At 60.7% G+C, this 25,608-nt stretch carries 16 protein-coding genes; 9 read left to right on the top strand and 7 right to left on the bottom strand.

Features of this window, described 5'->3' with window-relative positions; translation table 11 throughout:
- Nucleotides 1-123: 123 nt before the first annotated feature.
- Entirely contained in the window at nucleotides 124-2,427 is a 2,304-nt protein-coding gene (locus tag K9857_RS07360) for an Ig-like domain-containing protein (protein WP_224534255.1), read from the bottom strand.
- Nucleotides 2,428-2,462: 35 nt separating this feature from the next.
- Complete coding sequence (locus K9857_RS07365; RefSeq protein WP_224534256.1) at nucleotides 2,463-3,854, bottom strand: hypothetical protein; 1,392 nt, start codon at nucleotides 3,852-3,854, stop codon at nucleotides 2,463-2,465.
- A 732-nt stretch (nucleotides 3,855-4,586) separates the two neighbouring features.
- Here K9857_RS07365 and mnxG point away from each other — a divergent pair.
- The 4 genes from mnxG (at nucleotide 4,587) to K9857_RS07385 (ending at nucleotide 13,770) form a co-directional block, all read left to right on the top strand.
- Nucleotides 4,587-10,421 (top strand): manganese-oxidizing multicopper oxidase MnxG, encoded by a 5,835-nt coding sequence (gene mnxG / locus K9857_RS07370; protein WP_224534258.1) that lies wholly within the window; start codon nucleotides 4,587-4,589, stop codon nucleotides 10,419-10,421.
- A 116-nt stretch (nucleotides 10,422-10,537) separates the two neighbouring features.
- Entirely contained in the window at nucleotides 10,538-10,849 is a 312-nt protein-coding gene (locus K9857_RS07375) for a cupin (RefSeq protein ID WP_224534260.1), read from the top strand.
- A gap of 264 nt (nucleotides 10,850-11,113) precedes the next feature.
- The gene (locus K9857_RS07380; protein WP_224534262.1) at nucleotides 11,114-12,841 is read left to right on the top strand and encodes a hypothetical protein; all 1,728 of its coding nucleotides are present in this window, start codon (nucleotides 11,114-11,116) and stop codon (nucleotides 12,839-12,841) included.
- 491 nt (nucleotides 12,842-13,332) lie between these two features.
- The gene (locus tag K9857_RS07385; RefSeq protein ID WP_224534264.1) at nucleotides 13,333-13,770 is read left to right on the top strand and encodes a hypothetical protein; all 438 of its coding nucleotides are present in this window, start codon (nucleotides 13,333-13,335) and stop codon (nucleotides 13,768-13,770) included.
- Nucleotides 13,771-14,040: 270 nt separating this feature from the next.
- On the opposite strand, the gene K9857_RS07390 is transcribed toward K9857_RS07385, so the two are convergent.
- On the bottom strand, nucleotides 14,041-14,349 hold the full coding sequence (locus tag K9857_RS07390) for a DUF3077 domain-containing protein (protein ID WP_224534266.1): 309 nt from the start codon (nucleotides 14,347-14,349) through the stop codon (nucleotides 14,041-14,043).
- Between the two features lie 586 nt (nucleotides 14,350-14,935).
- Nucleotides 14,936-15,889, bottom strand: a complete 954-nt coding sequence (locus K9857_RS07395) for an enoyl-CoA hydratase/isomerase family protein (protein WP_224534268.1) — start codon at nucleotides 15,887-15,889, stop codon at nucleotides 14,936-14,938.
- A gap of 20 nt (nucleotides 15,890-15,909) precedes the next feature.
- Here K9857_RS07395 and K9857_RS07400 point away from each other — a divergent pair, with 20 nt between their 5' ends.
- Nucleotides 15,910-16,083 (top strand): hypothetical protein, encoded by a 174-nt coding sequence (locus tag K9857_RS07400; RefSeq protein ID WP_224534270.1) that lies wholly within the window; start codon nucleotides 15,910-15,912, stop codon nucleotides 16,081-16,083.
- Between the two features lie 479 nt (nucleotides 16,084-16,562).
- Here the strand turns inward: K9857_RS07400 and paoC are convergent, their stop codons facing one another.
- Genes paoC through paoA form a run of 3 tightly spaced genes read right to left on the bottom strand, consistent with a single transcriptional unit; the run spans nucleotide 16,563 to nucleotide 20,334 of the window.
- Nucleotides 16,563-18,761: an aldehyde oxidoreductase molybdenum-binding subunit PaoC gene (gene paoC, locus K9857_RS07405; protein WP_224534272.1), complete on the bottom strand. Its 2,199-nt coding sequence runs from the start codon at nucleotides 18,759-18,761 to the stop codon at nucleotides 16,563-16,565.
- Nucleotides 18,758-19,714, bottom strand: coding sequence for an FAD binding domain-containing protein (locus K9857_RS07410; protein ID WP_224534274.1), 957 nt, complete (start codon nucleotides 19,712-19,714; stop codon nucleotides 18,758-18,760). The genes paoC and K9857_RS07410 overlap by 4 nt, the downstream gene beginning before the upstream one ends.
- The gene (gene paoA, locus K9857_RS07415) at nucleotides 19,711-20,334 is read right to left on the bottom strand and encodes an aldehyde dehydrogenase iron-sulfur subunit PaoA (protein ID WP_224534276.1); all 624 of its coding nucleotides are present in this window, start codon (nucleotides 20,332-20,334) and stop codon (nucleotides 19,711-19,713) included. Before paoA ends, K9857_RS07410 begins: the two co-directional genes overlap by 4 nt.
- Before the next feature lie 422 nt (nucleotides 20,335-20,756).
- Between paoA and K9857_RS07420 the strand changes: the two genes are divergently transcribed.
- From K9857_RS07420 to K9857_RS07435, 4 genes are all read left to right on the top strand, one after another.
- A complete protein-coding gene (locus tag K9857_RS07420) occupies nucleotides 20,757-21,917 on the top strand; it encodes an L-talarate/galactarate dehydratase (RefSeq protein WP_224534278.1) in 1,161 nt (386 codons plus the stop codon).
- 213 nt (nucleotides 21,918-22,130) lie between these two features.
- A complete protein-coding gene (locus K9857_RS07425) occupies nucleotides 22,131-23,396 on the top strand; it encodes an MFS transporter (RefSeq protein WP_224534364.1) in 1,266 nt (421 codons plus the stop codon).
- Nucleotides 23,397-23,438: 42 nt separating this feature from the next.
- Nucleotides 23,439-24,371, top strand: coding sequence for a 2-hydroxyacid dehydrogenase (locus K9857_RS07430; RefSeq protein ID WP_224534279.1), 933 nt, complete (start codon nucleotides 23,439-23,441; stop codon nucleotides 24,369-24,371).
- 119 nt (nucleotides 24,372-24,490) lie between these two features.
- Nucleotides 24,491-25,540 (top strand): LacI family DNA-binding transcriptional regulator, encoded by a 1,050-nt coding sequence (locus K9857_RS07435; protein ID WP_224534281.1) that lies wholly within the window; start codon nucleotides 24,491-24,493, stop codon nucleotides 25,538-25,540.
- Nucleotides 25,541-25,608 lie beyond the last annotated feature (68 nt).

Consider the following 25,608-nt stretch of genomic DNA (forward strand, 5'->3'; position numbering starts at 1 on the left):
CCGCCTCGCAGCCCAACGGGGGCAAGCCCCCTCGCCACAGGTATGGGTTCGGCATTCAGATCCACATCAACACGCCATCAAACGATACGCCCCACCTCCGCTAGCGAAGGCGGGGCGTTTGCGTTACTGAACCACCAACGGCGCCGTCCTCACGGTCCCAAGCGATGACCGGATGGTAACCGTCGGGTTGTTCGCGCTCGGCACGATGGTCGTGGTCGTCGCCGACAGTCTCCAGCGACCGGTGACCGGAACGGTCGCGGTGCCCAGTGTGACCAGTCCACTGGCGGTGGAGACCTGAACGGTGATGGTGTTGCCGACCACCGCCGAGGTTGTCCCGGAGAGGTCCCAGGTGAAGCGGTTGTTGGAGCGTGCCCGTGCTTCGGCGGTGGTCACCACCAGGTTTTCCTGGTTGACCTGAGGGGTGACTTGCACGGTGACGGTGGCCGGTGCCGAGAGCGCGCCTAGCGAATCGCGGACCTGGTAGGTGAAGGTGGTGGTGAAGGCACTGGTGAAGTTCTGCGGTGCGGTGTAGGTCACCACGGTGCCGTCGGTGCTGACACTACCCTGGCCAGCCGCCGGCTGGGACAGGATGATCACGCTCAGGGGCGCGTTGCCTTCGGGGTCGGCGTCGTTGAGCAACACGTTGAGCGTCAGCGTTCCGCCCTGGGTGGCCGCGGTGTCGTTGTTGGCGACAGGTGGCAGGTTGGGGCTGACGTTGACGGTGACCGTTGCCGGATCCGACGCGAGGCCTTTGTTGTCCAGTGCGATGTAGCTGAAGGTCGCCTGCAGCGCAACGTTGGTTGCCGGTGGCGTGTAGGTCAGGCTGGTGGTGCCGTTGAGCGCCACCGTACCCTGGCCGGCCGCCGGTGGTACGAAGCTGCCGATGGTCAGCGGCGTGTTGTTGTCCGGATCGCTGTCGTTGGCCAGCACGTTAATGGTGATCGGTACGCCCGAGCTGGTGCTGGCGGTATCCGCCACGGCCAGCGGTTTCTCGTTGTCGCCGGGGACATCGACGATGCCGGCGACAGTCACCGGTTCGCTGTCCGAACCGCCGGCAGCCGATTTCACCGTAACGCTTTCCGGTGGCTGGGCCACATCATTGACCACCAGGGTTCCGCTGACCGGCAGAGGGCCGTAGCCCTGGGCGACCAGGCCTGGGTTGACGACCTTGTCGCTGGAAGTGGCGGTGATGGTCAGGCGGTGGTTGGCCGGGTCGTATCGAGCGGTGCTGACTTTCACCACATCGACTGGCGTGCGCGATACCGAGGTGGGTTTGTTCGCGCCACCCAGTTCGCTGGCGGTCAGCACCACCACCGATGGCGGGGCGCCCGCTGTCGCAAAGTGGGTGTGGAAGTAGCCGTTGTTGTCGGTGAGCAGATTCGCGCCAGGCAGGCACGGGCCCGGTGGCGTTCCGGTGAGGGTGAGGGTAGTGCGGTAGCACACCGTCGAGGCGGCCGGCGTCACGGCCTGGGTAGTGCTGTTGGTACGGAACGAGTCGGCAAATACTTCGACCAGCGAGCCGTTGCTGTCGCGCTGGTAGGTGACGCGCTCTACTTCCACTGGTGTCTGGGTGCGGTCGTCGTAGATCTTGCCCGAGATCGAGAACAGGTTGGTGCGCAGAGTGCCGGCGGGACCGGAGATCTCGATGTAGTTCTGCGGATTGCCCTGGTCATCGAGGACCGGACTGCCGCGCACCTGCTCGGCGATGTTCGGGTCGCCGACGAATTTCTCCTGCAGGCCGGTTTCGGGGTTGGTCTCGGTGAAGTAACGGGCGATTTCGTTGCCGGCTTCGTTGGTCAGGCTATTGGGGGCCGACGCGCTGTACAGGTACGGCCCGATGGCACCCTGCAAAGCCCCTGAATAGTTGAGCGTGGCGATGCCGATGTCACTGGTGTCGTTGATGGCCCGCCGTCCGGGCGTGGCAACGACATACACCTTGGTCCCGTACGGATGGCGCACGGTGTACATGCCCGCGGAAGGCACTGCGGCGCGGATCCGGATACGGGCGAAGTTGTGCTGCTCGCCATCGATGATCTCGCCTTCACCGGCCACCGCTTCCAGCGCGGCGACGTACTGCTCGATGCCGAAGGTTCGGTCGCCGACGCTGGCGTCTGCAGTGAACCAGAAGCTTTCGCCTGGCCAGTTGTTGGGGAAGACGATGGGCTCTGCGGGATTGAAGCCGCCTTCGGCGGGAATGGTGCACATATAGCCCGGGGCGTCAGGGGTACCCGGCGCGCGGGAGCTGGTGGTCTTGGAGAGGCAGAGCTCCAGCTTCACGTTGTTGAAGTCCTGGTACCACATCGGGAACCGGCCGGTGGAAAGGGTGTACGGACCCGGGTCGAAACTCTGCAGCGCTGCGTGGGCACTGCCTGCCACGGCAATGGACAGGCTCAGTGTGTTGAAGATGAAACGTGGCCACTTGTTCATGTTACCTCCTGGCTCTTGATCCGAATTCGGATGGGTCACTGGACGATGACCACTTCTTCTGTATCGCTGCCGCCGTTGGCCGACGTCACCCGGATGGTCGCTGGCGGCACGGTGCCGGCGTTGGGCGACAGGGACTTGTCGGCACCGCCCGACAGCTCACCGATCAGCGCTCCGCTCTTGCCCGCGTAGGCGGTCAGATTGGGCGGCGTGATGCGGTCGCTGGTCGAGGCCTCGATGGTCAGTCGACCGGTGCTGCGGCTGTATTCGGCGCGGCTGATGGTGACCAGATCGGTCAGTTGCACGGCGACAGTGGTTGGGGCAAGGAGGGTAGGGATCGCCAGGTGGTTGTCGGCGGTCACTTGCAGCGTCGACGGTACTGACGGGTTGACGGTCGACTGGCCGTACCAGCTGCCGGTCGAGTTGGCTTCGGTCATGGTCACGGTCGCGCCCGAACTGTCCAGGAAGTTGACCGTCCCGGGCGGCGGCGGAGCCATGGTGAACACATCCTGATGCGCGACCACGTCACCGCCGGAGTTGCCCCGCGAGTAGCTGGCGCGCTTGACCATGGCCGGGGCCGGCAGATCCACGGTGCTGAGCTTGCCGGACACGGAGAAGGTGTCGCTGCGGGTATCGATGCCGTTGGGACCCTGGATACGCAGGTAGTTGGTGTTGAACGGGCTGCCGGTCACCAGCTCCTCCAGATTCGGGTCGCCGATGTATTTCTCCTGCTGGCCGGTCTCCGGATTGGTCTCGGTGTAAGGGCCATTGACGCTGCGCAGGAACGGGCCGATGTCGCCCTTCAGCGCGCCGGTATAGTCCCCTGATGGACCGATGCCGATATCGCGGGTCATGTTGATCGCCCGGGTGCCGCCGGTGTCGGCGAACTCTTCGGGCGTGACGTTGAACACTTCCACGCCATAGGGGTGAGTGACCGTGTAGACGCCGGCGACGGGCACATCCACACGAATGCGGATACGGGCGAAGCTCAGTTGGTGACCGTCCGCGACCTCGCCGTTGAATGCCGCTTCGATGGCTGCAACGTAGTCCAGGTCGATGCCACTGGCGGCGTCGGTGATGGCGCCGTCTGCGGCGTACCAGAAGGTCTCATCGGGATAGTTGGTCGGGAAGACGACGGGTTGGGTGTCATCGAACTCGCCGGGTGCCGGGTTGAGGACGCACATGTAGGCCGGCGCCCCGGGGGTGGGTGCTGTGCGAGAGCTGACTGCTTTGCTCAGGCACAGGTCCAGGGCTCGGCCATGGGTGTCCTGATACCAGGCGGCGTATCCGGTCTTGTTACCGCTATCGAGGGGGTAGGGGCGTTCTCCAGGGACGCCCGGGTCCACGGCGTAAAGTGCCGCCTGCGCCGTCCCGCCACCGAGTGACGCCAGCAGGATCGAACTTGCCAGTAGGGTCAATCTGTTGTGCATGATTCAGTCCTCTTGAAGTGACGCAGGCTGGGGGTGCAGCTCGGTCGAAGGGTTCTGAATCGACATCAGCAACGTTCGTGCCTGTTTAATCCTCTGGAAGTTGTCTTGAAAATGTCATGAATGGATTAACCAAGTCGAAATTAGTTGGTCAGGCGTCGGCTTGGGTAATGGAATCGGCGGTGTCAGGGTGCTGGGCTGTGCTCCGGGAATAATGAAGAGATCTGGTTTTTCATAAGACGATTTCGATCCTGTGTTCCCGTTTTATTGGGCGGAAACGGTGCCTAGATAGAAGTGTGACAAAGTATGTCGAGGGGTGCGGAATTCATTTAATTTCAAGATCTGGGGGAACTTCGTGTTTGTCGAACTAGAGGCTGGTGGGGGAAATCACCCACTGGTGGGGAACTCGAATTGAACTGTAGGTCACATCTTTATAGGGTCCAAGTTGTTTCACTATTGATACTGTCATTTGCGGTCGACAACTAAATCCCCGAATTTTTCTTATCGAGAGCGTCTCCGTGACAGTTAATCGCGCGTGCGGGAGTCATGCAGGTTTCTCATACACACTTTGAAATAGGTTTGGGGGAAGTGGGGAACTAAGCAAGAGAGGTGGTATTTCCCCGATTATGGGCAGTTAGTTCTCAACTAGTTGAATTCAAACTTGATTTGCATCTGGCGCGATATTTGCGGTGCACAAGCCCAACCATGTTTGTGCTGACTTGGAGGCCTATCCAAATGACCCGCGCGCAACTGCACTCTCACATCGAACTAGATGGCATCCGTCGCTGGTTAAAGAGACCGCAAGGCTTGGCCTTGCTCGCCGGCGTATGGCTCGCCGGTGGCGAATTGGCCGAGGCTGCGGTGCAGTGCCAGCGAACCCTGGTCGCCAATGTCGTGGCCATGGACCAGCCGTTGATGTTCAACCGGCTCGGCGCACACAACCCCAACGGCATGATGTTCGCCCTGCGCGCGGATGTGGTCGACACCAACGGGGTGTTGATCACCCAGGGCGGCAGCGCCACACCCGGTCAAGTCACCTTGCGCCCGGACAAACGTCCGCGCCCATTGGTGCTGCGGGTGGCGGCCGGGGATTGTCTGACGGTCAACCTGCAAAACCTGCTGGCGTTCCAGGCCAACCCCAATGGCCAGGGCGGTGACCACGAGAACGGTGCCAACGGCGAGTTGCACGTCGACGCTCAAGTCGCCGACCGCCATGTGGGATTCCAGGTCAACGGCCTGCAGGCGTTTGGCTCGATCAACGATATTTCCGCCAACAGCGGGCGTAACGACAACACCCTGCTGGCGCCCGGTCAAAGCCGCAGCTACACCCTCTACGCCGAACGCGAAGGCACTTTCGTGGCGACCAGTTATGGCGCCACGTTCGGCAGCGAGGGTTCTTCCGGCAACGTCGGCAACGGCCTGTTCGGCCAGGTCGTGGTGTTGCCCAAAGGCGGGCGGGCCTATCACAACACGGTCACCGAAGAAGACATGCGCCTGGCAACGCGCGGGCGCACACCGGCCGGTCAGCCGATCATCGACTACCAGGCGCGCTACCCGATGCTTGAACCCTGGATCGCCGAAGGCAAGGCCGGCAAACCGATCCTGAGCATGGTCGACGGCAGCGAGATCATTGCCAGCAATGCCGACGCGGTGATCATGGGTCCCAATGCCGACGGCAGTTTCCCGCCCAGCACCTATCCCCTTGAAAGCCAGGGCAAGCGCAACCCCAGCCTGCCCAATCGCCTGGAACCGTTCCGCGATTTCGCCGCGGTGTTCCACGACCAGTCCGCGGTCATCCAGGCGTTTCCAGGATTCTGGGGCGATCTGGCGTTCGGTCAGATGCTCGATCCGACCCGCGACGCCTTCATGGTCAACTACGGTTCCGGTGGCATGGGCGCCGAGGTGATCGCCAACCGGGTCGGTGTCGGCCCCATGCACGATTGCCTGTCCTGCGCCTACGAGGAATTCTTCCTCAGCGCCCACACCACCGGCGACATCGCGATGCAGGTGGACGTGCCGGCCAACATCGGCCTCGAACAACTGGCGCCCGGCCAGGTGCCGCCGGCCGACAGTGTCGGCATCAAGGCCAGCATGGCGCTGTATCCAGCCGAGCCGTCCAACGTCGCCCACAGCTACCTGGGCGATGCGGTGAAGTTTCGCAATATCAGCGTGGGTTACGAGCAGCACGTTTTCCATCTGCACGGTCACCAATGGCTGTTCAACCCCAACGATGACAACTCCGATTACATGGATGCCCAAGGCGTCGGCCCGGGCTCGGGTTACACCTACGAGATCGCCAACGGTGGTTCCGGCAACCGCAATCGGGTGGTCGGCGACGCGATCTATCACTGCCATTTCTATCCGCATTTCGCCCAGGGCATGTGGGCCATGTGGCGCATCCATGATGTGTTCGAGGAAGGCACGCGCCTGGCGGTCAGCCAGGAGGGCGACAACGAGTTTCACGCCCAGCCGTTTGCCTTGCGCAGTGGCTTGCCGGCCGCCGGCGCCCGGGCTTTGCCCGATGGCGAGATCGTCGCCGGCACGCCCATCCCGGCGATCGTGCCCCTGCCGGGCAAAGCCTTGCCGCCGATGCCGGGCAAGGTGGTAGTGATTCCGAAATTGAGCGGCGAGACACTGACCGCCGAGCACGAGCCCGGTGATGACAGCGAAGCACCGCCTGCACCTAAAGTCGTCGGCTCCCTGGCCCTGGTCGATCGCAGTGAAGCCAACCGCAATGCCGATGGCAGCCTGAAAAATCCCGGCTACCCGTTCTGGATCGGCGGCATCGAAAGCACCGTCGGCCAACGGCCGCCAACGCCACCGCTGGACATGCTCGATGCGCAAACGGCCACGGCACTCAAAGGCAGCGGCAAGGAACTTTGGTCGGCGCTGGACCCGGCGCAGGCCGGTGGTTGGGATGGCGGCCTGCCGCGTCACGGCCTGGATGGCTGGGCGGCTGGCGGCGAGGCGCAGGTGACCACCACGTTGGTGGACATGAGCAAGGGTCTTGAGCGCGCCAAACCGGTGTATTTCCCGGAGGAGGGCACCGAGGTCGAACAGTCGGGCATGGCCTTCCACGCCAAGCCCTCACATGCCAGCTTCGCCGTGTTGCCCAATGGTCAATTGCAACCGCGCGACTTCCTCACCAACGGCGCCCCACCGGTGGCCGGCGCGCCGTTTTTCGAACCCTGCATGGACGACCGGCAGAAGCGCCTGACCCGCGCCGCCGGAGCCGGCTATTTCAACAGCGGTGAGCGTCTGGACGCTCAGTCGTTCACCGGCGCTTCGTTGTTCACGGCCGATCACCCGCGCGTCTACAAGGGCGCCAATATCCAGTTCGACGCCGTGTTCAACAAGATCGGCTACCACTTCCCGCAAACCCGAATCCTCACCCTGTGGGAGGATGCGTGGCCGGTGATCAACAAGCAGCGCCCACCTGAACCGCTGGTGATGCGCATGAACACCTTCGACTGCACCATGTACCAGCACACCAACCTCGTGCCTTCCGTCTATGAACTCGACGACTACCAGGTGCGCACGCCAACCGACGTCATCGGCCAGCACATTCACCTGCCGAAGTGGGACCTGACGTCCGCCGACGGCTCGGCCAACGGCTGGAACTACGAGGATGGCGTGCTTTCGCCGTCCACCGTGGTCGAGCGCATCCACGCCATTCGCCGCTTCAACGATTGCCGGGACGGCGACCCACGGGAAGGCACCGGGGATTGTCCGGTGGCCAAGCAGCATCCGTACTTCGGGCGATTCAATCGCGCTGACTGGCTGGGCGCGCGCACCACGCTGCAACGCTGGTTCGCCGACCCGGTGCTGAACGTGCACAACATCGATCGCGGCCTGGGCAATATCTTTACCCACGACCACCTCGGCCCTTCGACCCACCAGCAAGTGGGCATGTACGCCACGGTGCTGGCCGAGCCTGCCGGTTCCAAGTGGTATCACGCCGAGACCGGCGAGCCTCTGTACAACGGTGGCGGGCGCCAGGACGGTGGCCCGACTTCCTGGCAAGCGGTGATCGAGACCGGCGATCTCGATGGCGACAACCGCAACGACAGCTTCCGCGAGTTCTTCCTCGAGTTCAGCGACTTCCAGCACGCCTATGAGGCCGGCGTCTACGTCGGCGCAGGCCCCGATGGTGTGCCCAATGCCGCAGCCTTCCCGGCCACGGCGGACAGCTTCCGCTACGCGATCAACCCGCCGGCGCGCAAGTCGGCCGCCAACCTGCTGGAGTCGGTGGTGGAAGTCGCCAGTGGCCAACTGCTGACGTGCCCGTCGCGGCCGTGCCCGCAAGCGATCTCGGCATCGGACCCCGGCATCTTTGTCGTCAACTACCGCCACGAGCCCTTGGGCTTGCGCATTTACGACCCGAACAAAATGGCGCCGGACGGCAAGCGTGGCATGCAGGCTGATGGCCTGGCCGGTGACCTGTCGTACGCGCTGCAAAGCCGCACCGATCGGGCGATCCCTGCACTGAACCTGGCCCCCAGCGCAATCACCGCGGCGACCGGCCCTACCGGCGGCGTGACCCTGTTGCCCAAACACATCAACCGGGGCGACTTGCCGGGTGATCCGTTCACGCCGACGTTGCGCACCTACACCGGCGACAACGTGCGCCTGCGGGTCAATGCCGGCGGCCACGAAGAGGAGCACAACGTGACGGTGCACGGCGTGAAGTGGCTGCATTCGGGCAGCGGCTTCGGCAACAGCTCCAACACCGGCTGGAAGGCGTCGCAGATGGTGGCGATTTCCGAGCAGTTCGGCTTCATGGCGCCGGTGGCGATGATGTCCAGCGCGGCGAGCGAGACCGGCGATTACCTGTATTCCATGGATGCCTCTCTGGAAGGCTACTGGAGTGGGTTGTGGGGCATCATGCGTAACTACTCGCAGAGCCGCAGCGACCTGTTCCCGCTGCCCAACAACCCAAGGCCGGTGGCCGCGCGCAACACCGTCAATTTCAATGGCGTGTGCCCGCGCATCAGCCCCAATCCCACCGGCATCGGCACCCGGCCGACGGTGCAGCGCAACTACGAAGTGGTCGCGGCGCTGGCCAACGACATCCTCGCCAACCCGTTGGGCCTGACCATCGGCGACCCGGCAGGCGCTGGCCAGCATGTCGGCGGTCCGCTCAATCCGCTCGGCGGCACCCTGGTCTACAACCCGAGGCCGGTGACGGTGCCGCAGGTGACGATCTTCGATCCTGAAGATGGCGAGACCTTCACCATCGGAGGGCAGTCCGGTCCGTTGCACGACCCGACGGCCATCCTGTATGTGCGCAAGGCCGATCTGGATCCGGTCAGCGGCAAGCTCAAGCCCGGGGTGCCCGTCGAGCCGCTGACGCTGCGCGCCGCCGCCGGGGATTGCATCAACATCACCTTGGAGAACCGCCTGCCCCTGATGATGCCGGACCTGCCGAATTACGCGGTGATGCAAGGCACGGTCAAGCGCGACCGCTCCAGCGCGCAGGGCTCGACCACCTTCAACAACAACCTGATGCGGCCCTCCAGCCACGTTGGCCTGCACGCCCAGCTGCTGACCTACGACGTCAGCAAATCGGATGGCTTCAACGTCGGCAGCAACCCGGTGCAGACCGTGGCGCCACGGGCCGGCAGCACCGGTGCATGGCCAAGCCGGACCTATCAGTACTACGCCGGGCACCTGGAGCGCGCCGGTCAGCCGGTGGCGTCTCAATTGGGGCGCAACGTCGACATGATCGAAGCGACCCCCATCGAGTTCGGTGGCCTGAACCTGATGCCGTCCGACCCGATCAAGCAACCGCAAAAAGGCCTGGTCGGGGCCATGTCAGTGGTGCCGCCGGGCGCCACCTGGCAGGAGGATGCCGCTTCAAGGGCATCGGCCACCGTGCAGCCGACGGGCACCAGCAGCTATCGCGACTTCATGATGATCTGGCAAAAATCCCTGAACATGCGCTGGGCCAACGGCCTGCCGGTGGAGAACATGTCGTCCGAAGGCCCGGGCGTTCCCAACGACCCCAAAGACAACTCGGACATGGCCATCAACTACAAGAGCGAGCCCCTGTGGTACCGCTTCGCCCGCGCGCCGAACGCACCGTTCGGCCAGGCGGCCGGCAATGGCCTGGGCGCAGTGCCCAATGCGCACATGGCCTACAGCAATGCGCTGGTCGGCGGCGATCCGGTCACACCGATACTGCGGGCCAAACCCGGGCAGCCGTTCCGCACCCACGTTCTGATGCCGTCGGGCGGCAGCCGTGGCGCGACCTTCCAGCTCGACGGCCATGTCTGGGCGTTCAACCCGTTCCAGGCCGAAAAGCTCGACACCTGGGGCTACCCCATGAAAAACGCAGGCATCGGCTCGGTGCGCTTTGGCTACAACCCCATGGCCATGTACATCGGCGCCCAGGAAAGCGTGCTCCCGGCCGCGCACTTCAGCTTCATGTTCCCCAGTGCGGGCGGGGCGAATGCGGTGCCGGGGGATTATCTGTACCGGGACTATGCGGCGTTCGGGAATCTGGGAGGGATTTGGGGGTTGTTGCGGGTCAGCGATGAGCCTGCGCCACCGCCGGCTGCCGCGCCGTAGCAGGGTAATCTACGAGGCACCGTCGCCGCCCAGGCGCGACGGTGCCCGTTACCTGCAGAGGCGTTCGACTCTGGTAGATTGCAGCCACTCAACGTCCTGCCCGAGACCCGCCCACCATGAGAATCATCCGCAGCAAAGACTTCACCGCCTCCCGCGCCTGGGGCGCCGACGACATCTCCAACATGGGCGGCACCACCGTGCGCCTGCACTGGACTGACCAGCCTTACAAGTGGCATGTGAATGATGGGGAAGAGGTGTTTGCGGTGCTGGATGGGGTGGTGGATATGCACTATCGGGAGTCGGGTGTGGAGCGGGTTGTGACGTTGGAGGTAGGGGATGTGTTTTTTGCGGGGGAGGGGTGTGAGCATGTGGCGCATCCTCGGGGGGAGGTGAGGGTTTTGGTTGTGGAGCGGGAGGGGAGTGTTTGAGGTTGGTGGGGGGATTGGTGGTTACTATGAAGGGCTGAAATCGACCATTAGCAGTCGTTCATCAATGATGGTTATCGCCCCATTGCTACCCGTCGCGGAGGACACCGATTGGCCGGAAGCTTTTCTAAAACGACCTAGGGGACGCGCTTCGCAGTTGACTAAGAATGTTCGCAACAGAGCATTGCGCTGACTGGCAAAACGCTATCACCTTCACTAGAATTACTTAATTTTCGTGCAAATACGCAGCTTTTAGGATGGTGGGACATGGATAACCTGGTTACGGAATGGTCACTAGATGGCGTTCTTGATGATATGAGGCGTATTGATCTAACAATGAAAGATCGACAGTTCGCATTCATTCTAGGAGCTGGTGCCTCACGAACATCCGGAATTCCCACTGGACAAGAGCTAGCGAAAAGATGGATTGAGGATATTCATTTGAGGGAATGCCTCGATGAACGCCCCTTACACGAGTGGTTGTACGAGACAAAGATAATTAATGAAAAATTAACGATAGAAAACTCTGGCGAGTTTTATCCGGAAATTTTTGAGCATCGTTTTCGCTGCGACAAAGAAGCAGGGTATGCAGAACTAGAGGCTGCCATGGAAGGAAAACTTCCAAGTCTCGGCTACTCTTTACTGGCTGAAATCATACAAAATACCAGGCACAAAGTTGTTGTAACCACAAATTTTGACAACTTGGTCGCCGATGCACTTGCGATGCATGCGCACCAGTCGCCATTAGTCGTAGCGCATGAATCTCTCGCTGGTTTTGTGCGCCCACAAATGCGTCGCCCATTGGTAGCTAAGATTCATCGTGATTTATACCTCAATCCAATAAATGATCCGGCTGGCGTTTCAAAAATGGAGAAAGGTTGGAAGCTCGCTTTAAAGAGGCTATTTCAGTATTTTACGCCCATTGTAGTTGGTTATGGGGGAAACGACGGCAGCTTAATGGATATGCTCATGGATCTGGAACCAGGAGATATTTCTGGGCGTATGGTATGGTGCTATCGAGAAGGCTCCCCGCCACCTGAGAAGGCTTTAAATGTCCTTAGAAAGCATAATGGCTTATTGGTAAAAGTTCCCGGATTTGACCAATTCATGCTGCGATTGGCTGCGCAATTGGTCACCGAATTCGATGTCGCCGCCATTGCAGAGCGAACTGCTGAGCTGGGGCAAGAACGGGCACGTCGCTATCGGGAGCAGGCAATTCAACTTCGTGACACCTCTATGCACGGGTCACCTGCCGAGCGGAGAGGCGGAGAGGTATTAAGCCAATCAGTGCGTTCAGATCAGAGCTGGTGGGCTTGGGATATGAAAGCAAAGGCTGAAACGGATATCGAATCTCGGCGTAGTGTTTATCTTGAAGGACTTAAGCACTTCCCGGCCAGTGCAGAGCTAATCGGGAACTATGCATTCTTTTTGTCAGTTGACTGTGATGAGAATGAGCAGGCTGATATTGAATACAAGAAGGCCATTGAAATAGCCCCCCACAACGCAAATCTTCTCAATGATTACGCCGTCCACCTAAGTTCGGTTACAGAAGATTACGATCTTGCAGAAGAATACTTCAAAAAATCTATCCATCTAAGCCCTGAAAACCAAGTTCATGTGGGCAGTTACGCCGAATTTTTAGCCAACATCAGAGGCAAAGTCGCCGAGGCTGAACAGCTATTTAAGCAGTTGGTGAGTGAGCACCCAGACAGCGGATGGCTTACATGTACCTACGCCAACTTTATCCGCAACCACCTAGACCATGAAGAGAACCATGATCTACTTGGGTCTCTATATGCAAGCGCACTAGGGTACGAGCCTGAGAACAACTGGATAATGGTTAACTACGCTATATATCTTGGGGAAGTAAGCGACAAGCACGATGAGGCAGTTAAAATGTTCGAGAAAGCGATTAGCCTAGCAGCAGACGATGACGAATGGCCAACAGAGCGCTATCAAGAATTCCTGGACTTGAAGTCCGAGGAGAATGTATAAGGATCTTAGTTGTATTTGCTTCCAAGAATATGATAAATCTTACGAACTATGCTTATCTCATTCAAAGGCTTTTTTAGCGTTAAAACAAACTAAACATTTCTCACATTGCGCTGCAATAGGTAGTTAGAAGGCACCCACCTCGAAGGAAATCGTGGCTAGGGTGCCCACTTGCATCCAGGGTCGGCATTCGCAACGGCATAGAACTGGATCAAAAATGCATTCGATTTAGTCCAGTGATGCCCCCCCAAAGCTAGGCACCGGGATGCTGAACTTAGAGGATCTAACTCACAATTCGAAACAAAACGCGATCAAACAATTGACGAATTGCTCAATGTTTCGTAGCTGCTTTCAACAGCTGTAATGCGTCGAAGTATGCCGGAACGGATGCTTCTGGCCGATTGTTGCCTGTCACGACCGGCTGAGAACGGCCAGAAGCGGTCATTGCACCACAATGGTATCGTCCACTTCTTTTCTAAGGCTTCTGAGAAATCATGAATAGAGCTAAGTCCTTAATCTGGGCCGTTGCTCCCGAGTTAGGCATCCCTGAATCACCAGTTCTTCTGGTTGAATCGGGCAACCTTTGGCTCGCTTACTTCCAGGCTTTGAACGAAAGCCTTGCGATTGTGCGTTTTTCCGGGCTCATTGATCATCGTCTTATGCCTATAGGGGACGAGGGGTTAGGACGCCACCCCTATGTGCGTGCAGGCCTTCAGCCTTACTCGTTCAACGAACTTATTGGCTCAGAAGAAACCGTCAGCCGCCCATATTCAAGTGCTAGACATTGGGTCGTTACGTTTAAAGACGAGACTCTTGATGTGATTGCGCGAACTGGTGAGGTCATGGCCTCGGGATTAACCCTCGCATCGCCACTTGAGGCCTTGCTCACATTTCAACTCCCACGAGCTACAAACGGCTTTCTCAACGACTGACGCCTGCTCGGGGTTGATTTCAGCCGGTAGTGAAAGGCAGAAAACGGCTAGAAGCCGGCAGTGATCCTAATAAGTAAATCTGTTCCATTTTTCCTGGTGCTGTCTTGGTCCGGCCTTGCGTTCGGGCCTTCTTGTTTCTGGAACCCGCCCCTTGTAGGAGCGAGCTTGCTCGCGAAGAACGCAAGACACCCGCGTCGCCTGCTGGATACCCACGCCCACCGAAACCCAACCCGCCTCTACAAGAAGCACGCCTGACGCTTAAACCAGAACCTACACCTCAGTCTCCTCCGTCCGCTGAGGCTTGGGCACAACCGTCCGATCCCGCGTCAAAACCTTCACCGCATCATCGACCAACGCCTTACTCATCGCCGTCAAATAATGCGCCGCCCAGGCGTGATAATCCGTGTCCCTGATAAAAGCCGAGTCCTTGGTCAGCGCCTTGGCAAGAAACAGAAAATCGGAAGCCATGCTCAACGCATCACCGAGCGGAACGTCGCGGGTGACATGGAACAGCGGTTGATCCGCGCAATAGATCGCGGGTGTCAGGCCGATGGTTTTGAGTTCGGGTTGTTCGGTCATTGGCCACCTCCGGTGCGGGAGAGGCAATGGAGGAGGGGGTTACGCGATTGGGGATTGCGTAGAGGGGAAGGCCAGGTTTGGTACGGATTTCTAGTGCACATGATCTAACTCCTTGATTACCGGAGCTGTCACGTTCGTTTCCACACGAATGGGTGACAGCTGTGCGCAGGGTGGAAAACCGGGAATCAAGGAAACCGGCACGTCCGAAGACGTCCCACGCACAGCCGCCATAGAGCACGCTGCTGGCATAAAAAAAGCGCCGGCAGACGTGATGGGGGCGCTGTTGCGCCTTGAATTACACGGGTTTCCACACCCGGTCGCTGATTTGGCAGCGACGGGTGGGAGGGTATCGTGCAGATATTTTTCCTGCAACCCTCAAAGATCCTGGTCGCCTATCTCCCTGGACGAAAAAGTTCATGTCCTCTGGACAAGACAAAAAGGGGGACAGATCTAAAATCTGTCCCCCTTTTGGCCTCAGCTTTCAGGCACAAAAATTTCGCCTTTCATAAGAGATATCTTGCTGGAATGAAGGGGCCAAGCTTGGCCCAGCCCCTGTATAACCCGCACTGTTGCAGCCTTCTGCGCCTCAGTTTTTCTCGGCACTGACCTGGCCGGTGTACTTGGGCAGATTGATTTCCACATCAGCTTTTTGTTGCAGGCCTAGTTCCATCAGGCGGCCGATATGGTGTTGGGCGGCAGGGCGTCGAACAGAGTTGAGAAAAGCGGGCCATTCCTTCCCGACGTCTTCGTTTGAAGGGAGGGAAGCTACGTTCACCAGATCCTTGATCTCGCCCAGAGATTGCTTGTCGAAGGTGGCGATGCGGCGCGCCAGTGCATCGACGAAGCCGTTCAGCTCGTTTTCGGGAAAGCTGCGGTTTACGTACCCATAACGCTCGGCCAGCTTGCCGTCGATGTCGTTACCGCTTAGCAGGACTTCTAATGCACGGCCGCGGCCGATAAGGCGTGGCAGGCGCGCCATTGGGCCTCCGCCTGGAACAAAGCCGGCGCCAATTTCAAATTGGGAAAGCACTGCCTTGTCGCTGGCAAAACGCATATCGCTGGCCAGTGCCAGTTCGCTGCCCACGCCAGAGGCGCGGCCGTTGATCATGGCGATGGAAACCACTGGGGACTTGCTCAGGCGTACCAACATGTCCGGAAGGGGCGGCAGGCCGGTCTTCCCGTTGGGCATTTCCAGTGTCCGCTCCAGGGGCTCCGCGAAGTCGTAGTGGGTCAGGAAAAAGCCAGGCACCTTGCTTTCAAAAACCACCACCTTGAGTTTGGCGTCGCTTTCTATCGCGCTGACCACCTTCTCGAACTGTAAGGTTGAATCCGGACCATATATGTTGAAAGGCGGGTTGTTGATCTGCACTCGCCAGTATTCCGGGCTGACCTTATTAATCAGAAACTGGTTGGGGGCGGAACTGGCAGATTTTGGGGGGCTGGCAGCAGCGTCGGCGGCAAGGGCTTGACCTGCGATGAAGCTCCCACCCAACAGCATGCTAAAGGCGAGAGTGGCGCTTACGATACGTTGTGATTTCATAATGGTGGAGCTCCAATGTTATGGATGAACAGCGTTGGATTGACCTGAGTTTTGTTCAGGACCACGAGCACCAGTTGATGCTCGAATTAGCAGTACCGCTTGGAAAATATAGGCGCGATGTGGTCAGGTTGATGCTCAACTTCTCGACCCCTTTCGCCGGCCAGCCAACATCGCCGGTTTTAATGGAATGTTGAACTTGGCTGTGCTTCTGGAGAACGATGGGGTCACTATATTTATGATCATCATGAAGATAAACGGACGATCTGAAATATCAGTTAATACATGGGGTAACTAATCAACTGAAGCTTCAGGAGGGATGGGCTATCGATCCGAAGTGGAGATTGGGTAGTTGCCCAAGCGCTGATCTGCTCAGCACCAAAAGGGGACAGATCTATTTTTCATAAATAAATCTGTCCCCTTTTGATGTTGGTTGTAGGAGCGAGGCTTGCCCGCGAAGAGGCCGGCACATTCAACATCGATGTTGGTCGGCCTGATGCCTTCGCGAGCAAGCCCGCTCCCACAGTGGATTGGTGTCGTGCGCGGCATTTGTGATCGACGCGGGACCTGTAGGAGCGAGCTTGCTCGCGATGGAGGCGCAGACACCGCAGGGTGTCAGGCCACCAGCGTCATCGTTGGATCAAAAAGTCAGCGTTGTGGTTCGACACAGAACCCATCAAATCATCGGCGGCAATCGATCCAGCATCTTGTCCAAAGTAATCGGGTACTCACGAACCCGAATCCCTGTCGCGTTGTAGATCGCATTGGCAATCGCCGCGCTGACGCCGCAGATACCCAGCTCACCAACACCCTTGGCCTTCATCGGCGAGGACACCGGGTCGGTTTCGTCGAGGAAGATCACTTCCTGATGGGGAATGTCGGCATGCACCGGCACTTCGTAGCCCGCCAGGTCGTGATTGACGAAATAGCCCAGGCGCTTGTCCACCGCCAGCTCTTCCATCAACGCCGCTCCCACACCCATGGTCATCGCGCCGATCACTTGGCTGCGGGCCGAGGTCGGGTTGAGGATGCGTCCGGCTGCGCACACCGCGAGCATGCGCCGCACTCGGGTTTCGCCCGTGGCGCTGTCCACCGCAACTTCGACGAAGTGCGCGCCGAAGGTCGATTGCTGGAATTTTTTGCTCAGCTCGGCGAACTCGATCGAGTCTTCGGCCACCAACTCCCCGGCTTGCGCGGCGTCTTGCAGCGGTATGCGTTTATCGCCAGTCCGTACTTCGCCCTCGGCAAACGTCGCATCGTCCACCTTCACACCCAAGCGCTGCGCGACGGCTTCACGCAACTTGACGCAAGCCGCATACACCCCGGCCGTCGAGCAATTGCCGCCAAACTGCCCGCCGGACCCCGCCGACACCGGAAAGCTCGAATCGCCAAGGCGCACTACCACCTTGTCCAGGCTGACGCCCATCATCTCGGCCGCGGTTTGACCGATGATCGTGTAGCTACCGGTGCCGATATCGGTCATGTCGGTTTCGACGGTGACGATGCCTTGCTGATTCAACCGCACCCGCGCGCCAGACTTGACCAGCAGGTTGTTGCGGAACGCCACCGCCACTCCCATGCCGAGCAACCAGCGGCCCTCACGCTGCGTACCCGGCTGCGCCGCGCGCTTGTTCCAGCCGAACCGTTCTGCGCCAGTGCGCAGGCATTCGGTCAGGTGGCGCTGGGAGAAGGGGCGCTTGGGGTCGACCGGATCGACCTGGGTGTCATTGAGGATGCGAAACTCCACCGGGTCCAACTTCAGTTTGTGCGCCATTTCATCCATGGCGATTTCCAGGGCCATCATCCCTGGCGCTTCCCCCGGCGCGCGCATGGCGTTGCCTTCGGGGAGGTCGAGGGTCGACAGGCGCATGGTCACCAGACGGTTCTCCCCCGCGTACAGCAATTTGCTCGGTTGCGCCGCCAACTCGACCTTGCCGTCGGGCAAGCCGCCGTTCCAGCCTTCGTGAGCCGAGGCGATGATCTTGCCTTCGGCGGTGCATCCGATACGAATGCGCTGAATAGTGGCGGGGCGGTGGGTCGAGTTGTTGAACATCAAGGGCCGGGCGAGGGCGACTTTCACCGGCCGTTTGGCCATGCGTGCGCCGAGCGCCGCCAGCACCGCGTCGGCGCGCAGGAACAGCTTGCCGCCGAAGCCACCGCCAATGTAGGGCGAGATCAAACGTACATTCTGTTTGTCGATGCCGAGGGTGGTCGCAAGGTCGGTCACGGACCAGTCGATCATTTGGTTCGAGGTCCACAGAGTCAGTTTTTTGCCGTCCCAGGCTGCCATTGAGGCGAACGGCTCCATCATGGCGTGGGCCTGATCCGGTGTGGTGTAAGTGGCGTCCAGTTGCACCGGCGCGGCGGCGAATGCTCCCTCGAAATCCCCGTGCAGGGTATCGGGCATCTGCTCCTTGTCTTCCTTGCCAGATTCGCGGGTGGCCGCCAGATCAAACACGCCCTCGGCGCGCTCGTAGCGAATGTCGACCATCTGCGCGGCGGTGCGGGCCTGCTCAAAGGTATCCGCCACCACCAGCGCGACGGCCTGGTGGTAGTGCTGGATGTCCGGCCCGCCCAGCAGCTTCGCCGTGTTGTATTTGCCTTTGCCGAGCTTGCCGGCGTTGGCCGCCGTTACGATGGCCAGCACTCCGGGCGCGGCCTGGGCAGCCTCCAGATTCATCGAGGCGATGCGCCCCTTGGCGATGGCCGAACCGATCACCACGCCATAGGCCTGGTTCGGCGCGACGTCGTGATGCTCGTAGGCGTAATGAGCAGTGCCGGTGGTTTTCAATGGGCCTTCGATGCGGGTGGTGGCCTTGCCCACGACCTGTAATTGATCGATGGGATTGGTGCTGGCCGGGGTATCGAATTTCATGCCTGTTCCCTCGCTTGGGCCATTACCGCAGCCAGCGTGCGCTCGACCAGGGTCAGTTTGAAGGCGTTGTCATGGGTGGGGGTGGCGCCGGCGAGCAGTTGCCCGGCCACCGCTTTGGCGCCTTGGGCCATCCGGGCTTCGGCATCCTCCGCGCGCCAGGGCTTGGGCGCGACGCCGCCAAGGGCGATTCGACCGCTGCCATCCTTCTGGATCACGGCGGCCACGGATACCAGGGCGAAGGCGTAAGACGACCGATCTCGAACCTTCTGGTAGAGGTGCGTACCGCCAAGGGGCGGTGGCAGCGTGACAGCGGTGATCAACTCATTGGCGGTCAGGCTGGTTTCGATGTTGGGTGTGGTACCGGGCAGCCTATGCAAATCGGCAATGGGAATGACCCGGGTGCTGCCGTCGGGTTTCACCGTCTCGATCTGGGCATCTAGCAAGCGCATGGCCACGGTCATGTCGCTGGGATGGGTGGCGATGCAGGCGTTGCTGACACCGATGATGCCCAGTTGCCGACTGACGCCGTCGATGGCCGAGCAGCCGCTGCCGGGCTGGCGTTTGTTGCAGGCCTGGTTGGGGTCGTAGAAATACGGGCAGCGGGTGCGTTGCAGCAGGTTGCCGGCGGTGGTCGCCATGTTGCGTAACTGGCCGGACGCGCCGGCGAGCAGGGCCCGCGCCAGCACCCCATAGTCTTTGCGCACCCGCGTGTCGGCCGCGAGGTCGGTGTTGCGCACCAGCGCACCGATGCGCAGGCCGCCATCGGCCGTGGCTTCGATCCGGTCCAGGCCGGCACCGTTGACGTCGATCAGATGCGAGGGCGTTTCGATTTCCAGCTTCATCAGGTCGAGCAGGTTGGTGCCGCCGGCAATGAAGCGCGACCCGTTGGCCTGGGCGGCGAGGGCGGCGGCGTCGGCGGGTGATTTGGCCCGCAGGTACGTAAAGGGTTTCATGCGCTGGCCTCTGCGACTTCGCTGATCGCCTCGATGATGTTGGAGTAGGCGCCGCAGCGGCAGATGTTGCCGCTCATGCGTTCCTGGATTTCACCGGCAATCAGCTTCGGTGGTTCGGTCAGGTCGGGGCTGGCGTGGCTGGGAATGCCATCACGGATTTCCCCCAGTACCGCCACCGCCGAGCAAATCTGCCCCGGTGTGCAATACCCGCATTGATAACCGTCGTGCTTGATGAAAGCGGCCTGCATCGGGTGCAACTGTTGCGGCGTGCCGAGGCCCTCGATGGTGGTGATTTTCGAACCTTCGTGCATCACCGCCAGGGTCAGGCAGGAATTGATGCGCCGGCCGTCGGCGATCACTGTGCAGGCGCCGCACTGGCCATGATCGCAACCTTTCTTGGTGCCGGTCAGATGCAGCTGTTCGCGCAGCGCATCGAGCAGGGTGGTGCGAGTGTCGAGGTCCAGGGCGTGCTGTTGGCCGTTCACCTCGATCGACACCTTGGCCTTGATCGGACGGGCGGCGTTGGCGGCGCTGGCCTGTGCGCAAATGAAGGGCGGTAGCGCAACGCTGGCGGCGGTCACGGCTCCAACGATCAGAAAGGTGCGTCGGGAAATCGTCATCAGGTCAATTCCTTTGCAGGTTTTGGGAGAGCAGCGCACTGCGGCGCTTTCGCTGCCCTCCTAAGACTGACCCTGGGGTTGACTGAAACGTTCTGTGTTTTTCGCCAATGCTGTTATGCGCGTGTCTCATGAATCTCGACGCAGAACCTGTTGTGGATATGCATTATCGGGAGTCGGGTGTGAAGCGGGGGATGTGTTTTTTGCGGGGGAGGGGCACCGGGCAGCCTCCAGCTGCACCTAAACGCCCGCCAGAAGGGTCGAGCTCGGCGCCCAACCAAGAGCAAATTGGAACTTGAATGATTGCGCAATCAGTGTAATCTCTCCCTATGCCCTGAGGAGCCCAAGCCTCCTCGGGTATTTTTTTACGAGCGAATGATTGCGCAATCATCAAAATAAAACCGCCAATCCGAAGGAAGCCTCAAATGCCACAACAACCGCAAAACCTGCAGTGCGCTGACAACGACCGAATTGCCTACATCAAGGTTTCATCGGTGTTTCTGCCGCTGGCGAACCCGATCAGCGACGCCAAGGTATTGACCGGTCGCCAGAAGCCGATGACCGAGATCGCCATTCTGTTCGCCGAGATCGAAACGGTCGATGGACACCGCGGGCTGGGCTTCAGCTATTCAAAACGCGCCGGCGGCCCGGGCCAGTTCGCCCATGCCAAAGAAATTGCCCCGGCGCTGATCGGCGAAAACCCCAGCGACATCGCCAAGCTGTGGACCAAGCTGTGCTGGGCGGGCGCCTCGGTAGGTCGCAGTGGCCTGTCGACTCAGGCCATCGGTGCCTTCGACGTGGCCCTGTGGGACCTCAAGGCCAAGCGCGCCAACCTCTCGCTGGCTCGCCTGCTCGGCGCCCAGCGCGATTCGGTACGCTGCTACAACACCTCAGGCGGTTTTCTGCACACGCCTCTCGACCAGTTGCTTAAGAACACCGACCTGTCCCGCGAGAAAGGCATTGGCGGGATCAAGCTCAAGGTTGGCCAACCCGATTGCGCGATCGACCTGCACCGCGTCAGCACCGTGCGCGAGCACCTGGGTGAAAACTTCCCACTGATGGTCGACGCCAACCAGCAATGGGACCGGCCGACTGCGCAGCGCATGTGCCGGCGCTTCGAAGAGTTCAATCTGGTATGGATCGAGGAGCCGCTGGACTGCTACGACGCCGAAGGGCATGCCGCCTTGGCGCAGCAGTTCGACACGCCTATTGCCACCGGCGAAATGCTGACCAGCGTTGCCGAGCACGCCGAGTTCATCAAACTGCGCAGTGCGGATTTCCTGATGCCCGACGCGCCACGGGTAGGCGGCATCACCCCGTACCTCAAGGTAGCCGCAATGGCGGAACAGGCCGGCGTGATGCTGGCACCACACTTTGCCATGGAGCTGCACGTACACCTGGCAGCAGCGTACCCAACTGAGCCATGGGTCGAACATTTCGAATGGCTGGAGCCGCTGTTCAACGAGCGTCTCGAAACCCGCGACGGGCGAATGCTGGTACCGACCCGTCCGGGCCTGGGCCTTTCCCTCAGCGAGCAGGTACAGCCCTGGACCGCGCAAGTCGTCGAGGTCGGCACACGCCCGTAAGACCAAGGGCCGGCCAGGCCCTGCTGCAACTGTACGACCGGAAAAAATCGTGAACCACAAGGCCCGGGCGCTGATGACAGCGCCTACGGGTCCGATCGACATAAAAAAGACAATAAGAGGGTTACGTACGTGGATCAATTGACAACCGCTGCAGCGGCGAGCGCAGCTCCCACCAGCCAGAAACGGACCCATGTCCGCTACTACATTCTCGCCATGCTGTTCATCGTCACCGCGATCAACGTCGGCGACCGGGCAACGCTGTCGATCACCGGCTCCGCGCTGATGGAAGTGCTAAGCATCGACACGGTGACACTGGGCTACATGTTCTCGGCCTTCGCCTGGGCCTATGTCATGGGCCAGTTGCCCGGCGGCTGGCTGCTGGACAAGTTCGGTTCGGCGCGGGTGTACGGCATTTCGCTATTCCTGTGGTCGAGCATCACCGTGGCGCAAGGCATGACCGGCTTCCTCTCGGTACCGGTCGCGGTCGCCACGCTGTTCGTGCTGCGTTTCCTGCTGGGGGTGATCGAAGCCCCCGTATACCCGGCCAACAACCGCATTGTCGCAGCCTGGTTCCCCATGCAGGAGCGAGGCCTGGCAACGGTAATCTACAACTCGTCGCAGTACTTGTCGGTGGTCCTGCTGGCGCCGTTGATGGGCTTTATCGCCCACCGTTTCGGCTGGGAGCATGTCTACTGGTTCATGGGCGGGCTTGGTATCGCGATCAGCGCGCTATGGTTCAAGTTCGTCAAGGCCCCAGCCGAGCATGGCCTGGTCAACGATGCGGAGCTTGAACATATCCGCAGCGGCGGTGCCGAGATCGACATGGACAAGGCGCGGGAGAAAGGCGCGTTCCAACCACGCTTCTCCGATCTCAAGGTGCTGTTGCGCAGCCCGATGATGTGGTCGATCTACCTGGGCAAATACTGCGACACCTCGCTGCAATATTTCTTCCTGACCTGGTTCCCCATCTATCTGGTCAAGGGCCGCGGGCTGAACATCATGGAGGCTGGTGCGATTGCAGCAATCCCCGGCATCTGCGGCCTGCTCGGTGCGCTGTGCGGAGGCGCCGTATGCGACTTCCTGCTGCGTCGTGGTTTCTCGCTGACCCTGGCGCGCAAGATCCCGCTGGTGTGCGGGATGAGCATCGGCGTCACCTTGGTGCTGTGCAACTTCACCGACTCGATCTGGATTGTCACCCTGCTGATGTCCCTGGCGATCTTCGGCAAGGGCGTGGTGGCGGTGGACTGGACCCTGGTGTCCGACACCGCGCCCAAGCAGATTACCGGCATGGCGGGCGGGCTGTTCAACATGTTCGGCAACATCTCGGGGATCATCACGCCGATCATCATCGGTTACATCGTGCATGCGACGGGCTCGTTCGAAGGCGCGCTTTACGTGGTCGCAGGCCACGCGCTGCTGGGCGCGCTGGCGTTCCTGAGCATGGGCACGCTGCGCAAGCTGGCACTTGAACGTGCATGACCCCCACTTCCGTTGCAATCACGCCCCTGAGGTATGAACACCATGATCAACATTCTTCTGACCCAACCCGTGCCCGACGACATCGACCGCGAGCTGCTGCGACGCTATAGCGTCCACCGGCTTTACGAGGCAGCAGACCCGAACGCATTTCTGGCCTGCCATGGCAAGTCCATCCAGGCAGTGGTGACCGGTGGCGCGAAGGGCCTGGCCAACCCGGTCATGGACCGCCTGCCCGCGCTGCGCCTGATCGCCATCAGCGGTATCGGTACCGACGCTGTGGACCTTGTCCATGCTGCCAGCCGTGGCGTGCAGGTGAGCACCACGCCAGGCGTGCTCACTGACGACGTCGCCGACATGGCCATCGGCCTGCTGATCATGACCCTGCGCGAGCTTGGCACCGGCGAGCGAATCGTACGTGCCGGCGCTTGGGGCAAGACGCCGCAACCTCTGGCTCGAAAAGTCTCGGGTATCTCGCTGGGCATTGTCGGCCTGGGCCGGGTCGGGCACGCCATCGCCCATCGCGCGCAGGCATTCGGCATGACCATCCGTTACCACGACCGCAAGGAGCAGCCTGAGAGCGGTCATGAATATGTCAGGGATATCGAGGCGCTGGCACGCTGCAGCGATGTTCTGGTGCTGGCCGCGTCGGCGGACAACGGCGAGGCGATCATCACCGCCAAGGTGCTGCAGGCCCTGGGGCCGCAGGGATACCTGATCAACGTGGCGAGAGGCAAACTGGTCGATGAGCAGGCACTGGTGGCCGCGCTCCGCGACCGAGTGATAGCCGGCGCCGGGCTGGATGTGTTCGTCGACGAGCCAAACGTGCCGCAGGCCCTGCGCGAGCTGGACAACGTAGTGCTGCAGCCGCATCGCGGCAGCGCCACGCAGCAGACGCGCCTGGCAATGGGTGAAATGGTCCTGGCCAGCCTGCATGCATGCTTCGACGGGCAGCCGGCTGCCATCGACGGGCAATAGCAGAAGCAGCGCTGATCTGGCAGTTCGCCGGCCTACCGGGTATCTTGCCCACAGTGCGGCCCGGGGCAATACTTGCCTGGGGCCGCGTACTCGGTCAGTCGAATAGCCTCGGAATCAGCATGGCAAGACAAATCGCGAAGCCGTCGTCGACGGCCGATGCGCAGGCAGTTAAAAAAGCGGGCAGCCCGACACTGGTCGATGTGGCCAAGGTCGCGGGTGTATCCCCGATTACCGTGTCGCGTGCCTTGCACCGCCCAGAGGTGGTCAGCGAAGAAATGCGTGAAAAAGTGCTCGCGGCGGTGCGCCAGACGGGCTACGTCTCCAACATGCTGGCCGGCGCGCTGGCCAGCAAAAAAACCCGCCTGGTGGCAATTTTCCTGCCCACCATCGCCAACTCGATCTTCGCCGACACCGTCCAGGCCCTCATGGACCGCCTGACCGAAGCCGGTTATCAGACCCTGCTGGGCCTGACGGGCTATTCGGCCGAACAGGAGGAGAAGCTGCTCGAAGCCGTGCTGGGGCGACGCCCGGACGGCATCGTGCTGACCGGCACACTGCACACCGAATCCAGCCGCTTGCGCCTGGCCCAGTCGGGCATTCCAGTGGTCGAAGCTTGGGACCTGAGTGAAGACCCTCTCGACATGCTGGTTGGTTTTTCCCATGAGGGCGTCGGAGCGGCCATCGCCAAACACCTGCTCGGCAAAGGCTACCAGCGTTTCTCCGTTGTCAGCATCAGCGACCCTCGCGGCCTGCGCCGCTGCAACAGCCTGGTTGGCGAACTGGCACGCCACGGTATTACCAGCGTGCCCATGCAGGTGTTGACCCCGCCGGCCACGCTGGAAGTCGGCCGCCAGGGCCTAAAGCAACTGCTGGAGGCCGGTGAAGCCCCGGATGTTGTGGTATGCAGCTCTGACACCGTCGCACAGGGTGTGCTCGCCGAAGCAGCCAGCCGAGGCATGCGCGTTCCCGAGGATATCGCTGTGATGGGCTTCGGCGACCTGAGCAGCGCTGCTCATGTGCATCCTGCGCTGTCCACCGTGCGGGTGGACGGCAAGCGCATCGGTGACCAGGTTGCCCGTGCACTGCTGGAGCGTTTTAAGCATCCCGACGGCGGTAAGACGGTGCGAGTTGATACTGGGTTTACCCTGGTGGATCGGGAAAGCACCTGAAAGGGCGGGTCAACACAACAGAGGTTTAGAACAAAGCGTGACGACCGGTTTCCCAGTTGTCGATGGCA

Origin of the sequence: Pseudomonas sp. REP124 (genome assembly GCF_020164475.1) — a bacterium.
Taxonomy (GTDB): Bacteria; Pseudomonadota; Gammaproteobacteria; order Pseudomonadales; family Pseudomonadaceae; genus Aquipseudomonas.

Bases quoted from the DNA above. Each gene is read 5' to 3' on its own strand.
- K9857_RS07385 (WP_224534264.1), top strand. From the start codon at position 13,333: ATGAATAGAGCTAAGTCCTTAATCTGGGCCGTTGCTCCCGAGTTAGGC.
- K9857_RS07420 (WP_224534278.1), top strand. From the start codon at position 20,757: ATGCCACAACAACCGCAAAACCTGCAGTGCGCTGACAACGACCGAATT.
- paoA (WP_224534276.1), bottom strand. From the start codon at position 20,334: ATGACGATTTCCCGACGCACCTTTCTGATCGTTGGAGCCGTGACCGCC.
- K9857_RS07380 (WP_224534262.1), top strand. From the start codon at position 11,114: ATGGATAACCTGGTTACGGAATGGTCACTAGATGGCGTTCTTGATGAT.
- K9857_RS07365 (WP_224534256.1), bottom strand. From the start codon at position 3,854: ATGCACAACAGATTGACCCTACTGGCAAGTTCGATCCTGCTGGCGTCA.
- K9857_RS07395 (WP_224534268.1), bottom strand. From the start codon at position 15,889: ATGAAATCACAACGTATCGTAAGCGCCACTCTCGCCTTTAGCATGCTG.
- K9857_RS07430 (WP_224534279.1), top strand. From the start codon at position 23,439: ATGATCAACATTCTTCTGACCCAACCCGTGCCCGACGACATCGACCGC.
- mnxG (WP_224534258.1), top strand. From the start codon at position 4,587: ATGACCCGCGCGCAACTGCACTCTCACATCGAACTAGATGGCATCCGT.
- K9857_RS07425 (WP_224534364.1), top strand. From the start codon at position 22,131: ATGCTGTTCATCGTCACCGCGATCAACGTCGGCGACCGGGCAACGCTG.
- K9857_RS07400 (WP_224534270.1), top strand. From the start codon at position 15,910: ATGGATGAACAGCGTTGGATTGACCTGAGTTTTGTTCAGGACCACGAG.
- K9857_RS07360 (WP_224534255.1), bottom strand. From the start codon at position 2,427: ATGAACAAGTGGCCACGTTTCATCTTCAACACACTGAGCCTGTCCATT.
- K9857_RS07410 (WP_224534274.1), bottom strand. From the start codon at position 19,714: ATGAAACCCTTTACGTACCTGCGGGCCAAATCACCCGCCGACGCCGCC.
- K9857_RS07375 (WP_224534260.1), top strand. From the start codon at position 10,538: ATGAGAATCATCCGCAGCAAAGACTTCACCGCCTCCCGCGCCTGGGGC.
- K9857_RS07390 (WP_224534266.1), bottom strand. From the start codon at position 14,349: ATGACCGAACAACCCGAACTCAAAACCATCGGCCTGACACCCGCGATC.
- K9857_RS07435 (WP_224534281.1), top strand. From the start codon at position 24,491: ATGGCAAGACAAATCGCGAAGCCGTCGTCGACGGCCGATGCGCAGGCA.
- paoC (WP_224534272.1), bottom strand. From the start codon at position 18,761: ATGAAATTCGATACCCCGGCCAGCACCAATCCCATCGATCAATTACAG.